This window comes from Pectobacterium sp. PL64 (genome assembly GCF_022477975.1).
GTDB lineage: Bacteria > Pseudomonadota > Gammaproteobacteria > Enterobacterales > Enterobacteriaceae > Pectobacterium > Pectobacterium jejuense.
In genome coordinates, this window is sequence record NZ_CP092070.1 from 968024 (window position 1) to 982468 (window position 14445).

General features: G+C 45.4%; 11 protein-coding genes. 8 read left to right on the forward strand and 3 right to left on the reverse strand.

What is annotated here, in order from left to right; all coding sequences use genetic code 11:
• The first annotated feature begins 58 nt into the window (after positions 1-58).
• Both asmA and dcuC read left to right on the forward strand, forming a co-directional pair.
• Positions 59-1894: an outer membrane assembly protein AsmA gene (asmA, locus tag HP572_RS04250; RefSeq protein WP_240584842.1), complete on the forward strand. Its 1836-nt coding sequence runs from the start codon at positions 59-61 to the stop codon at positions 1892-1894.
• A gap of 264 nt (positions 1895-2158) precedes the next feature.
• A complete protein-coding gene (gene dcuC / locus HP572_RS04255; protein WP_039287778.1) occupies positions 2159-3511 on the forward strand; it encodes an anaerobic C4-dicarboxylate transporter DcuC in 1353 nt (450 codons plus the stop codon).
• A 51-nt stretch (positions 3512-3562) separates the two neighbouring features.
• On the opposite strand, the gene HP572_RS04260 is transcribed toward dcuC, so the two are convergent.
• The 3 genes from HP572_RS04260 to HP572_RS04270 all read right to left on the reverse strand — a co-directional run bounded on the left by HP572_RS04260 (position 3563) and on the right by HP572_RS04270 (position 6084).
• The gene (locus HP572_RS04260) at positions 3563-3982 is read right to left on the reverse strand and encodes a DUF86 domain-containing protein (protein WP_102116605.1); all 420 of its coding nucleotides are present in this window, start codon (positions 3980-3982) and stop codon (positions 3563-3565) included.
• A complete protein-coding gene (locus HP572_RS04265) occupies positions 3979-4362 on the reverse strand; it encodes a nucleotidyltransferase domain-containing protein (RefSeq protein ID WP_240584843.1) in 384 nt (127 codons plus the stop codon). The genes HP572_RS04260 and HP572_RS04265 overlap by 4 nt, the downstream gene beginning before the upstream one ends.
• Positions 4363-4497: 135 nt before the next feature.
• The gene (locus tag HP572_RS04270) at positions 4498-6084 is read right to left on the reverse strand and encodes a TerC family protein (protein ID WP_205552438.1); all 1587 of its coding nucleotides are present in this window, start codon (positions 6082-6084) and stop codon (positions 4498-4500) included.
• 728 nt (positions 6085-6812) lie between these two features.
• Here HP572_RS04270 and wecA point away from each other — a divergent pair.
• The 6 genes from wecA to HP572_RS04300 all read left to right on the forward strand — a co-directional run bounded on the left by wecA (position 6813) and on the right by HP572_RS04300 (position 14430).
• Positions 6813-7865, forward strand: a complete 1053-nt coding sequence (gene wecA, locus HP572_RS04275; protein ID WP_240584844.1) for a UDP-N-acetylglucosamine--undecaprenyl-phosphate N-acetylglucosaminephosphotransferase — start codon at positions 6813-6815, stop codon at positions 7863-7865.
• 144 nt (positions 7866-8009) lie between these two features.
• Positions 8010-9146 (forward strand): polysaccharide export protein, encoded by a 1137-nt coding sequence (locus HP572_RS04280; protein ID WP_240584845.1) that lies wholly within the window; start codon positions 8010-8012, stop codon positions 9144-9146.
• A gap of 8 nt (positions 9147-9154) precedes the next feature.
• Positions 9155-9589, forward strand: coding sequence for a protein tyrosine phosphatase (locus tag HP572_RS04285; RefSeq protein ID WP_240584846.1), 435 nt, complete (start codon positions 9155-9157; stop codon positions 9587-9589).
• Between the two features lie 15 nt (positions 9590-9604).
• Positions 9605-11773 carry a tyrosine-protein kinase Wzc gene (wzc, locus tag HP572_RS04290; RefSeq protein ID WP_240584847.1) on the forward strand — a complete coding sequence of 723 codons (2169 nt, stop codon included), beginning with the start codon at positions 9605-9607 and terminating at the stop codon, positions 11771-11773.
• 256 nt (positions 11774-12029) lie between these two features.
• Entirely contained in the window at positions 12030-13466 is a 1437-nt protein-coding gene (gene wbaP / locus HP572_RS04295; protein WP_240584848.1) for an undecaprenyl-phosphate galactose phosphotransferase WbaP, read from the forward strand.
• A 58-nt stretch (positions 13467-13524) separates the two neighbouring features.
• The gene (locus HP572_RS04300) at positions 13525-14430 is read left to right on the forward strand and encodes a glycosyltransferase family 2 protein (RefSeq protein ID WP_240584849.1); all 906 of its coding nucleotides are present in this window, start codon (positions 13525-13527) and stop codon (positions 14428-14430) included.
• Positions 14431-14445 lie beyond the last annotated feature (15 nt).

Sequence of the window (14445 nt, forward strand, 5' to 3'; positions counted from 1 at the left end):
TGGCGACAGGCCTGTCAGGTAAAAAGCAGGTGGCCGTGCGTTTCGCAATGAGGATGGCATGAGAAGATTTCTGACGACGCTGGCAATTCTGCTTGTGGTGCTGGTGGCAGGAATGACGGCCTTGGTCGTACTGGTTAATCCCAATGACTTCCGCGCCTACATGGTGAAGCAAGTTGAGGAACGTAGCGGCTATCGCCTTCAACTGGATGGCGATCTGCGTTGGCACGTGTGGCCGCAACTGAGCATATTATCAGGCGGGATGTCGTTGAGCGCACCGGGATCCACTGCGCCGATTGTCAGCGCCGAGAACATGCGTCTTGATGTGCAGCTGTGGCCGCTGCTGTCGCACAAGCTAGCGGTCAAGCAGGTGATGCTGAAAGGTGCCATTATTCGCCTGACGCCGGAAAGTGAAGCCAAACAGTCTAACAATGCGCCCATTGCCCCAGCGGGATCGCAAGCCCCATCCGAAGAACGGCACTGGCGGCTGGATATTGATAAGATCAAAGTCGCCGATAGCCTGTTGATTCTGCAACGCAGCAATAATGAGCAGATTAACGTGCGCGACATTAATCTTGCGATGGAGCAGAACAGCGACCGTCAGGTTAGCATCGAATTATCAAGCCGCATCAATCGCGATCAGCGTGATATTGCCTTCTCCCTTGCCGCAGATGTCGATTTGCTGCATTTCCCCCAGCAGGTCAATGCCAATATTACCAAGCTAGATTACCAGCTTCAGGGGGCCGGAATACCAGCAAACGGTATCAGTGGAACGGGGAGTGTTCAGGCAAGCTATCAACAGCAGCCTGAAAAAATCACGTTTAGCCAGCTGTCACTCAATACCAATAATAGCCAACTGTCGGGTGCCGGTAGCGTGACGCTGGGGGATATCCCCCATTACGAATTGGATCTGTTGTCAGAGAAACTGGATTTGGATTCCCTGCTGGGGATCGCATCGGTAAAAGAGAACAATGCCGCTGTCGTGCCGGCTAAATCATCAGCTCCTGTGATTTCAAATGAAAGTGGGTTAGCCAAGCCAGAAGACGGCTTACAGACATTCACCGCGCGCCTGTCATTACAGGCCGCGACGCTGATCTATCGTGGGCTCGATGTCCGTCAATTTACGTTACGGGCAGACAATCAACCGGGGCTGCTGGATGTGACGACCTTGAGCGGTGAACTAGGCGGTGGACATTTCTCATTGCCCGGTAAAGTTGTGACGAAGTCATCGACCAACATCATCTTACGGCCAGACCTCAAGGATGTTGAGTTATCCCAGTTGATGTCCGCATTTGCGCTGCCTGCTGAGATGGTCAGTGGGAAATTGTCGATGGTGGGGCAGTTCAGCGGCAATAGCTTTGCGCTACCTGCGTTGCTCCAGCAGTGGCAGGGGACAGCGACGCTGCAAGGCAATAACGTTCGTTTACAGGGTTTGAATATCCAGCAAATGGTGCAGATGGCCGTCGCGCGTAGCAATGGGAATGTGCGAGGACAAGAGCGCTATGAGCGCTATACCGAACTGCAACAACTGGCCGGGAAAGTACAACTGAACGCGGGTAAGTTACGCCTTACCGATCTCAATGGCCGATCAGAGCTGCTGTCGCTAACGGGTGCCGGCCAAGTCGATTTGCCAGCCCAGACGTGTGACGTCAACTTGAATGTCTCTATCACGCAAGGGTGGCAGGGCGATGAGCAACTGGTCAGCGTGTTGAAAAACACGGCGATCCCGTTACGCATCTATGGCGAGTGGGATAAATTGAATTACCAGTTACAGGTGGATCAACTGCTGCGTAAACGTCTGCAGGACGAATTGAAAAAACGCCTGAATGACTGGGCCAGCCAAAATCAGCAAAGCCAGAAGGGTAAGGATCTGAAGCAACTCCTCGATCGCCTTTAATTTTCTGAAATGCTATGCGCTTAGCCGGTTTGCTGATTCCTGTCAGCAAACCGGCAGCTTCTCGCTAACGTTTTCTCTCAGTTTGTCATCCTCCTCCAGACTGGCTATGTGCTTGGTGTCTCTTTTTTAACGCTGCAGGTTAATATTTTTCTCTTTTTTTATTTTCTAAAGCAGTAAACTTCGCTCCCTGTTTTCGGTGCGGTGCTATTCCGCTGCCGGGGAATTTCTGTCAGATAATTTATTACTCAGGTATCGAAACCCACTATGCTCGAACTTTTGATTGGTGTTGCTGTAACGATTCTGGTTGGTCGTTACATTATAAAAGGGTACTCCGCGACTGGCGTGTTGCTGGTGGGAGGCCTCTTACTTTTGGCAATCAGTGCCATGCTGGGGAAAAACGTATTACCAGCCAGTGCGAAGGCGACGGGCTGGAGTGCAACGGATATTGTTGAATACGTAAAAATTTTGCTGATGAGCCGCGGTGGCGATCTCGGCATGATGATTATGGTGCTGTGTGGATTTGCGGCTTATATGACGCATATCGGTGCCAATGATGTCGTCGTGAAGCTGGTTTCCCGCCCGCTGAAAATGATTAACTCGCCTTATTTACTGATGATTGCGGCTTATTTTGTCGCCTGCCTGATGTCGTTGGCGGTGTCATCAGCCACGGGATTAGGTGTGCTGTTGATGGCAACGTTGTTCCCTGTCATGGTGAACGTTGGGATTAGTCGCGGTGCCGCTGCTGCAATCTGTGCCTCTCCTGTGGCATTGATTCTGTCGCCGACGTCGGGCGACGTCGTACTTGCCGCACAAGCATCACAGATGAAATTAGTGGATTTTGCCTTTAAAGCCACGCTGCCTATTTCCATCATGGCGATCGTGTGCATGGCCGTCGCGCATTTCTTCTGGCAGCGCTATCTGGATAACAAAGCGAATGTCAGCCATGAGATTCTGGACGTCAGCGAGATCACGACGGATGCCCCGCGTTTTTACGCCATTCTGCCGTTTACGCCGATCATGGGTGTACTGGTGTTTGATGGCAAATGGGGGCCGGAACTCCACATTATCACTGTACTGGTGATCTGTATGGTGCTGGCCGCGGTACTGGAATTTGTTCGTTCGTTCAGTGCGCAAAAAGTGTTTGACGGGCTGGATGTGGCTTACCGTGGGATGGCCGATGCCTTCTCTAGCGTTGTCATCCTGTTAGTTGCAGCCGGTGTCTTTGCCCAGGGTCTTGGCACTATTGGTTTTATCAGCGGCCTGATTGGTCTGGCGCAGTCATTCGGCAGCGGTGGGTTGGTGATTATGCTGGTACTGGTCGCGATCACGATGTTGGCTGCGATGACAACGGGCTCGGGCAATGCACCGTTCTATGCGTTTGTTGAGCTGATTCCAAAGCTGGCGTCGCAAATGGGTATTAACCCTGCCTATCTGGCGATTCCGATGCTTCAGGCTTCCAACTTGGGCCGTACCATTTCTCCAGTATCCGGCGTAGTCGTTGCGGTCGCCGGGATGGCGAAAATATCGCCGTTCGAGGTGGTTAAGCGCACATCAGTTCCGGTTTTGGTTGGGCTGATTGTGGTGGTAGTTGCCACAGAAATTATGGTGCCTGCCTGATAATCGAAATGAGGTAAACAGCCACACCTTTAGGCTATTAGGTTATATGGCCTAAAGGTGCTGGCTGTCGCTGTATCGGGCTATTTCTTTGATAAAACGCTCAAAGTCGCTTAAACGATGAGAAATGACGTGGATGACAATATCCAAATTGAGCGCCTGATAGTCATGCACGGCAATGTTTCTTAATCCCACCATTTTTTGCAAATTATCAGACAGATCAATCGTAATAATCTGGTTTGCAGCAAGAAGCGCGAAGCTGTCGCGGCTACTCTGTGGTATACCTAGCTGCTTGATACGGATAAGATAATTAGCGATATCAATAGCGGCTTCGCAGGCGCGTTGTATGTTGAGTATGACAGAATCTTGCTTGGTGAAGTTTTGACGAAACCCTTCCTCAGTATCGAATTCCTCACGGATACGACGTAGGCATCTTTGTATGGTGCTGCTTTTGTTGAGTAAGATATCTGTCATGCTTTTAGATCCTGATTAAAGCTACGAATGATATCCGCACGCTCTTTTTGCAGATGCTGGTACATCGAAAGTGTTGTCATTTCAAATTCTCCCGCTGTTGCTTCCGCATCGTAAAGTAGCTTGCCGTTACGAACGATCTCCATTTTTAATACCGTCGAGGCCTGCAATAAATCGATAAGATCGACATCATGACCTACTGTTTTTGCTAACTGGTGGGAGAGCTCCCAGCGTTCAACGGGATCCAAGGCTCTCGTAGCCATGATTGCGATATCAACGTCGCTGTCTGCTCTGGCATTGCCTGTTGCCTGGGAACCAAAGAGGTAAATCATCTTGATGTCAGGCATCTGTTTTTTCAGTGTCAAAACGATCTCATCGAACATGTGATAGCTCCCGCCCCTGCGATTCTCTTATTGTCTGACAGGATTGCCCGAACATCAATGTATTGCCAGCCAGTGGAAAGGAAGAAGAGAAGTTATCCCTTCCACCTCTATTTCACGTTTGATTGACCTATTTGCTCACACTTCAAAATCAGTTTGTGGTTCGTCGTTTGGTGTGATTCGGACCTCTACGATACGGTGGCTTTCCACCGCCAGAATAGTGAACTGATAGCTATCGATTGATAGTGTATCGCCCACTTGCGGAACCCGCTGTGCGTGCTCCATCAACAGCCCCGCCAGCGTGTAGTATTCGCGCTTTTCATCCAGCGTCAGCGGAACATACATCGTTAAGTCTTCCAGCGGAATATAGCCATTTACAGTCCAACTGCCGTCGTCATTCTGCTGAATGCTGTGGCGCGCATCGCGATCTTCCCCTTCGCGCGGCAGGTTGCCGGCAATGGTTTCCATCACGTCGCTTAATGTGACTATCCCTTCCATCGAACCAAATTCATCAACGACAAACGCAAAGTGCGTTCGCGCTTCTCTAAATTGTTCTAAAGCCTGTAAAAGTGAAAGCTGTTCGGGAAAGACCAGCGGCTGACGAATCAGAATACGTGGATTGAACGGCTCGCGGTTTAGCTGCTGCTGGAGTAAATCGGCAACATGTACGATACCCAACGGTTCGTCGGAGGTATTGCTGTCGGTTACCACCAATCGGGAATGCTGGTTGGTCGTTAACAGTTTAGCGAGCGCATCCTGTGTAATATCCAGCTCGACCGAGTCGATGTCATGCCGAGACGTCATAATGCTGCTGATGGTTCGCTGTGCCAGCCCCAATACCCGCTTTATCATCCGGCGTTCCTGAATATTGAAGACTTCCTGACCTGCCCGGGTGTTGTCGGCAATCATCGATGAGGTTTGATTGTCCAGTTCTGCTTCTTCATGATTACCGCGCAAGATACGCAAAACCACTTCCGCGGTGCGCTGGCGTAGTGGAACCGAGGAGGAGAGAAAGCGGCGACGGTTGAACAGGGAGACCTGATTCAACATCTCAATCATCACCGAGAAACCTATCGCGGCGTAGAGATAACCTTTAGGGATGTGATAACCAAAGGCGTCTGCGACCAAACTGAAACCAATCATCAGCAGGAAGCTGAGACACAGGATAACGATGGTCGGGTGTTCAGCGACAAAACGGGTCAGCGGTTTGCTGGCCAGCAGCATGAGGAAAATAGCGATGGTCACGGCGGACATCATGACCAGCAGGTGATCGGTCATGCCGACGGCGGTAATCACGGAGTCCAGCGAGAATATGGCGTCCAGTACCACGATCTGTGCCACTACTGGCCAGAAACGTGCACCTTTACGCTGGGCTTGCTGCTCCTCATCTTTTCCTTCGAGACGTTCGTTGAGTTCCATGGTGGCTTTAAAGAGTAGAAAAAGCCCTCCAACCAGCATGATGACATCGCGAGCGCTGAATGTGTGCCCAAGGAACGTGAAGAGGGGGGTAGTCAAAGACACCAGCCATGAAATGGACGCCAGCAGGCCCAGCCGCATAATCAGGGCAAGTAAGAGACCGACGACTCTGGCTTTATCGCGTTGTTCTTTTGGTAGTTTCTCAGCCAGAATGGCAATGAAGATAAGATTATCAATGCCCAGAACCAGTTCCAGGACAACCAGCGTGGCCAACCCGGCCCATATCGTTGGATCAGCGATCCACTCCATATCTCTTTTTTCACCTTTAAATGAACATAACCTCGATAGCGTATCAGGGCAGGCACAGATGAACCAGAATTTGCAGGGATATTCTTTAGTATGTCGTGTCGTGTGCAGGAATTATGACGTATTTTTGCACGTTTTTTATATGCAGCATGTCAGATTAAGGTTGGCTAATGTTAAAAAAATCCCATTATTCCCTTTAAACAAAATTTTATGCTGTATCACGGGGATACAGGTCGTAATATTTGATCACGTTATGTATCCGAGCATAGAATAACGCGCCGCTGCTAATCTCCACATAATTATGTGGTTTTACATCCCGAGTAGCCGTTTTGATGACTGAAACAGGCTGATTTTATTCTTTTAGTCGGTTTTTTATACTTATGGAGGTTTTGCCACAATGGATGTTCATAGTCTTATTCCTAAAAACCCCGCCCTAAACATCTTGTTCTTGTGCTCCCACTTGAGTGGTCAATACTATGTTAGTTCTTTGGGCTAAGTCAGATCCCCCATATCGATGATGTGGTTTGCCTAATGTATCAGTTGTCATAAGGGGATCCGGCTGACGGTGTACTCTGCTTGTATAATAAAAATCACAATAAATACGCAACTTAACGCTTTACAATTTAAACCACAGGACAGGGGCCGTACTTTGATAGTGCATTGGTAGCTACAAGCCAAGGGCGGTAGCGTGTCTAAAGCAAAAACTCAATATGGGCTACGATGGTACAGGTATGCAAGAGTCCACTCTAATATTTATTAGTGCTTTTGCCTCGCTTTTTTTGGCTAGAAAGGCGGCGTTTAAAATCGGATTGGTGGACAAACCTGATGTCCGTAAAAAACATCAGGGCCATATTCCATTGGTTGGCGGCGTGTCGATTTACTTGGCGCTGTGGATACTTTATCTACTCCAGACTGATTTGCTGCCGCATTTTTTCCTATATATGGCGTGTTCAACGGTTCTGCTAGTTGTGGGCATTATTGACGACCGTTTTGACCTGCCTGTTTTACCACGAATCGTATTACAAACGTGTGTTGCTATCGTGATGATGTTCGCGGGGTTGTCTATTTCCTCTTTAGGAAATATTTTCTCTAGCGATGAACTTTTTTTGGGTTCGTTCAGTTATGTGGTCACACTTTTTGCGGTCTGGGGTTCTATCAATGCCTTCAATATGGTTGATGGGATGGACGGCTTACTTAGTGGACTTTCATTTGTTACGCTTAGCGCTTTGGTTATCGTTTTTTATCTCGGAGGGAGTAACGAACTTGCTCGCTGGAGTCTGTGTTTTCTGGCGGCAACATTGCCGTATACCCTCTTAAACTCGGGTATGTTTTTCGGGAAAAAATTCAAAGTCTTTATGGGAGATGCGGGGAGTACGCTGATCGGATTCTCTGTTATATGGCTACTGCTCTTGGCGACTCAAGGGGAAGGGCGCGTAATCCAACCCGTTACTGCACTATGGCTGATTGCTGTTCCCCTCATGGATATGGTTGCCGTAATGATGCGGCGTCTTGCCAGAGGCGGAAATCCTTTCAAAGCCGATCGAGAACATTTGCATCACGTATTGCTTCGTTCGGGATTTACGCAGAACCAGACGTTGGCAGTGATTGTGGCTATCGCTACTTTATTTGCAACAGCTGGCATCATTTGCGAGCGTAACAACATAAGTGAGTCTATTATGTTAAGCGTCTTTTTGCTGATTTTCTCTGGCTATGTGACGGTAATAACCTCGATGGCTCGAGTACTAGCATGGTTTCGTCGCCCTCTCACTGTAGATAGGCAATAGCAGGATCGAAAAGTTGCTAAAGAGAGATTTACCCTTATTTTATACGTTAGATCTTGAGTTCATCTGAATAGTTTTTCTCTATAATCACTGACTATTTTGTAGGGATCTGCACAATTTTCTATTAAGAGCGATGGCATAGATAGGATGATAAAGCACAAACTAAAATTGATGCCCTTGATGGTGTCGGTAGCGCTACTTAGCGGTTGTACCTTGATTCCCGGTTCTCACCTTTCTACTAGCGGTAAAAATGTAGTCGAGCAGCAAGATGCGGATTTCAATATCAATAAGCTGGTTAATGTTTACCCGTTGACGCCTTATTTAGTGGAGAAGATGCGCTCTAAGCCATTGATTGCGCAGCAAAATTCTGTGCTTGAAAAAGAATTACAGGGTTATGAATATCGCATCGGTATTGGCGATGTCATCATGGTGACGGTATGGGATCACCCTGAATTGACAACTCCAGCGGGAACATATCGTACCGCAGCAGATACTGGCAACTGGGTACATTCCGATGGCACGATTTTTTATCCTTACATCGGTAAAGTTAGCGTAGCGGGTAAAACGGTCACTGAGGTTCGCGATCAGATAACTAGCCGCTTAGCGCAATACATAGAGTCTCCACAAGTTGATGTCAGTATTGCCGCCTTCCGCTCACAGAAAGCCTACATTACGGGTGAAGTGGCAACGTCAGGGCAACAGCCAATTACCAACGTCCCCCTTACCGTATTGGATGCGATTAATAAAGCGGGCGGGCTGACGGAAAATGCTGACTGGCGCAATATTGTATTGACTCATGATGGAAAAGAAAAACGTCTTTCGCTTCAGGCATTGATGCAAAACGGTGACCTTTCACAAAACTATCTCCTCTATCCCGGTGATATTCTTTATATTCCGCGTAATGATGACCTCAAGGTTTTTGTTATGGGGGAAGTGAAAAAGCAAAGCACACTTAAGATGGACCGCAGCGGCATGACGCTGACCGAAGCATTGGGCAATGCTGAAGGCATTGATCAGGCTGCATCTGATGCAACCGGAGTGTTTGTCATTCGTTCTCTGCGTGGTACTGAAGGGCCTAAGCTGGCAAATATTTACCAGTTGAATATGTCAGATGCGACCGCGATGGTGATGGGGACAGAATTCCAACTTCAACCTTACGATATTGTTTATGTAACTACAGCACCAATGGTACGTTGGAATCGCGTAATCAGTCAGATTGTTCCGACAATTTCTGGATTTAATGAATTAACAGAGGGGACGTTACGTATTCGTAACTGGCCGTAGAAACAAGTATGTTTAATTCCATATTAGTGGTTTGTGTGGGCAATATCTGCCGCTCCCCAACAGGAGAGCGGTTGTTAAAGCAAGCGTTGCCGACAAAGAGAATTTCTTCGGCTGGATTAGGTGCATTAGTGGGAAAACCTGCGGATGTAATGGCTATCGAGGTGGCAACTGAACATAATCTTTCGCTTGAAGGGCATGAAGCGCAGCAACTGACTTCTGCCCTGTGTCGGCAATACGATCTGATTCTGGTTATGGAGAAAGGGCATATTGATGGGGTGAGCCGCATCGCGCCAGAGGTCCGGGGTAAAACGATGTTATTTGGCCATTGGCTGAATCAGCAGGAAATTGCCGATCCATATCGTAAAAGCCGCGAAGCGTTTGAATTAGTTTACTCACAACTTGAGCTGTCTGCGCAAAAATGGGCGCAGGCGTTGAATCGTTAATCATCAGAGAATCCGATGACAGAGAAAACTTCAGGAAAAGTATCTGAAACCCATTCAGATGAGATCGATTTAGGGCGTTTATTAGGGACATTACTGGATAACCGCTGGTTGATAATTGCAGTAACAGCATTATTCACTATTATCGGTATTTTCTATGCTGTGCTTGCAACACCAGTATACAAAACTGATGCGCTCATCCAGGTTGAGCAGAGTCAGGGGAATTCACTATTAAATGATATTTCTAGTATGTTGCCGGACTCTAAACCGAAATCCGATGCTGAGATAGAACTCATTAAATCTCGTATGGTAATCGGAAAAACTGTCAATGACCTGGCATTGGATATTGATGTCCAACAACAATATTTTCCGATCATCGGTAAAGGTTTGGCTAGATTAGCAGGCGAAGAACCCGCAAAAATAGCGGTTTCTCGCTTGGATGTACCGGAAAGTTGGCAGGATCAAGTATTCACTCTGACGGTTCTTGACGGCAAACAATATTCCGTTGAGGCTGGGGATTCGTTGACTTTTACGGGCTCAGTCGGACAACTTGAGACGCATAATAGTATTACGTTGCTGATTAGTGATATTGCGGCCAAACCTGGCACTATTTTCAACATTAAGAAACTCAATCAACTGACAGCTGTTAACAACGTATTGGATAAGTTAGTCGTCGCGGACAAAGGCAAAGATACGGGAGTTCTTGAGTTAAGTCTTGAGGGGGAAGATTCTGTCTTGACAAATAAAACTCTGAGTAGCATTAGCCAGAACTATCTTCAGCAAAATGTAGAACGTAAATCTGAGGAAGCAGGGAAAAGCCTGGAATTTCTGAAAGAACAATTGCCGAATGTGCGTACTTCACTTAATGAGGCGGAAAATAAGCTTAATCAGTTTCGCCAACAGAATGAATCGGTCGATCTTTCATTGGAAGCTAAAGCTGTACTTGATACTACGGTAGCGGTTGAAGCGCAGTTGAATGAGTTGACGTTTAAAGAAGCTGAAATATCTAAACTGTATACCCGTGAACACCCTGCCTACCGTGCCCTACTTGAAAAGCGTAAAACGCTGGAGCAGGAAAGGGATAAGCTTAATAAACGTGTAGGGGCGATGCCTAAAACCCAGCAGGAGATTTTGCGCTTAACACGTGATGTCCAGGCAGGGCAGGAAGTGTATATGCAGTTGCTTAATAAACAGCAGGAACTTAGCATTAATAAAGCCAGCACTGTGGGTAACGTACGTATTATCGACAATGCGGTGATTCAACCTAAGCCGGTGAAGCCGAAAAAAATGCTGATTGTATTAATCGCAATGTTCCTGGGCGGAGTGGTATCAACGGCTTTTGTCATACTAAAAACGCTGTTACATAAAGGCATCGAAAGCCCGGAACAATTGGAAGAATTAGGAATTAACGTCTATGCCAGCGTACCACTTTCGGAATGGCAACAGAAAAAAGATAGGGCTTTGCTAGGTAAGAAGAATAAAAAAGTTAATACTCGTGCAACGGATCTACTGGCGGTTGGCAACCCTACCGATCTGGCAATTGAGGCCATCAGAAGCCTGCGCACCAGCCTGCATTTTGCCATGATGGAAGCCAAAAATAATGTGTTGATGATATCCGGCGCTAGCCCAGCAATAGGTAAAACGTTCGTTAGTGCTAACCTCGGTGCGGTTATCGCCCAATCTGGGCAGCGGGTGCTGATTGTTGACTGTGATATGCGCAAAGGGTACGCGCATGAACTGATGGGGACTCATGGGACGGATGGCTTGTCAGATATTCTATCTGGTCAGTGTGGTGTAGAAAAAAGCGTACGCAAAACCGCTGTGGAAAATATGGACTTCATCCCTCGTGGACAGGTTCCGCCGAATCCCTCTGAACTCTTGATGCACAATCGTTTTGTCGAATTTATTAAATGGGCAGGCGAACACTACGATCTTGTGCTGTTGGATACGCCGCCGATTCTGGCTGTGACTGATGCCGCAATTATCAGCCGCCATGCAGGTACATCTTTGTTAGTGGCGCGTTTTGAAATGAATACTCTGAAAGAGATTGAAGTCGCTATTCGTCGGTTTGAGCAGAATGGTACAGAAATTAAAGGGGTTATTTTGAATGCTGTAATGAAGAGAGCAGCAAGTTATTATGGGTATGGTAATTACGACTATTATACCTACGAATATAAGTCAAAATAATACTCTCAATTCCGGTTTGCTATTGTGAATGGCAAACCGGAATATATAATTTCTAAACTTACCTCTGAGTCTTGAAAATATAGTCATCATATTGTCTCTATTAATATTCTTCTCATGAAAATTCTTTTTATCATACTATAAATATAATTTCCTGACTTCTCTATGTCACTTATTCTTTTTTAATAAAAATACAAACGTCTATATTAATTGCGTGGCTGTTTGTGGTTTTTATAAATCCATTTGGGGTGTTAATTTAATGAATTTACGAACTGTTTTTAGAAAAAACAATTTTGTAAAATTGTTTTTAGCGTTGTCTGACTTCTTGTTTTTTAATTTGGCATTGTTATTTACACTATGCATGATTTATTTACTTGGATATGATGTTTATTCATTTATCCCTGCATCTGAATTGCCTGCAAGATTTTTATCACATATAACGTTATCACTCTTATGTGTTGGCTGGTTTTGGATAAGATTGCGTCACTATACATACAGAAAACCTTTCTGGTTTGAACTAAAAGAAATCATCAGAACATTAGTCATTTTTGCAATTTTTGACTTGGCTTTAGTTGCATTTTCGAAATGGCAATTTTCTCGCTATGTCTGGTGTATTACTTGGTTGCTGGCAATTACTTTGGTACCAGTTGGACGTGTAATAGCAAAAAGAATTTTAGATAAGATTAATCTTTGGAAGAAACATACAATCATCATTGGTGCAGGGAAAAATGCCAGAGATGCATATGCCGCTCTTCAGAGTGAAGAGGTTTTAGGTTTTTCTATCGGCGCTTTCTACTCTACTACTGATGTTGATAATGCCAGATATATTTCCGGTGTGCCAGTTATTAGTAGCGAGGAGGAGCTGTGGTTACAAGGTTGCCCTAACGATACGCAGTTTATCGTCGCTTTAGAGTTTGAGGAACATGCTTTGAGAGATTATTGGTTGAAAAATCTTGCTAAGCATAATTGCCGGTCTATCTCAGTTATTCCTACATTACGTGGCGTTCCCTTATATGGAACTGACATGTCCTTTATATTTAGCCATGAAGTCATGATCCTGCGTGTCAGTAATAGTTTAGCAAAAAGAACCTCACGGTTTATTAAACGCACTTTTGATATTTTTGGAGCTTTAGCGATTGTTACTATACTTTCCCCGATTCTGATATCTCTCCTTTATTTAGTCTCAAAAGATGGAGGGAGTGCAATTTACGGACATGAGCGTGTGGGGCGAAATGGGAAAAAGTTTAAGTGCCTTAAGTTCCGTTCCATGGTGATAAATTCCCAAGAGGTGCTCAATGAGTTGTTGGAAAATAGTCCAGAGGCAAGAGCTGAATGGGAAAAAGATTTTAAACTTAAAAATGACCCTAGAATAACAAAAGTTGGCCAATTTATAAGAAAAACCAGTCTGGATGAGTTACCACAGCTTTTTAATGTCCTTAAAGGTGAAATGAGTTTGGTTGGCCCAAGACCAATTATCGAAGATGAGTTGGATAAATATGCCGGAGATGTCGATTATTATTTGATGGCTAAACCGGGTATGACGGGACTATGGCAAGTTAGCGGTCGAAATGATGTCGATTATGATACCAGAGTTTATTTTGACTCATGGTATGTTAAAAATTGGTCATTGTGGAATGATATCGCCATCCTTTTTAAAACTGTCAGTGTTGTATTAAAAAGAGATGGAGCGTATTGATTGGGTTGTGTTTTTAATCTGTCTGTCGGAAATTTATATCTATTAATTAGTGAAGAGTATGAAATATTTTATAGCTGTTCCAACTTATAATGGTGGTGATGTTTGGAAAGATGCAGCTGAAAGCCTAAAGCACTATGGCCCCGATGACCTGGATGTTCAGGTGATAGACTCTGGTAGTAAAGATACAACTATTCAGGTAGCAAATGGTTTAGGCTTTAATATTATTAACATTGAAGCTAGTGATTTTAATCACGGAGGAACGCGTAACCAATTAGTTGATGCTAATGATGACTCGGATGTGGTTATATTCTTAACTCAGGACGCAATCCCCGAGCCAGATTATATTGAGCGCATTCTCTCTGCTTTTAGCGATCCAGATGTAGCCTGCGCTTATGGCAGACAATTACCACACAGTGATGCAAACCCAATCGCTCAGCATGCTAGATACTTTAATTACCCTGAAAAAAATTATGTTTTCAGTTTTAATGATGCTGCAGAAATGGGCTTGAAAACTGTTTTTATGTCTAATTCTTTTTCTGCCTATCGCATCAATATATTTAGAGAATTAGGCGGCTTTCCCTCAAACACGATTCTATGTGAAGACATGTACTTTACGGCAAAATCTGTTTTGGCCGGGTATAAAGTAGCCTATGTTTCAGATGCCATAGTGAGACACTCCCATAACTATAGTCCATTAGACGAATTCAAGCGTTATTTTGATATTGGTGTTTTCCACGCTGATGAACCTTGGATTAGAGAAGGATTTGGTGGGGCCGGTGGAGAAGGTAAAAAATTTATACTTTCGGAACTGAAGTTTCTCTTGAAGCGAAATATTTTATATGTTCCTTTAGCTTTCTTGAATAACTTTATGAAGATTTCAGGGTATAAGTTAGGACAGAACTATAAACGTATTCCATCTGCGCTAGTTAAATCATTTAGTATGCATAAGCGTTATTGGAATTGACCCTATCTATAAAAT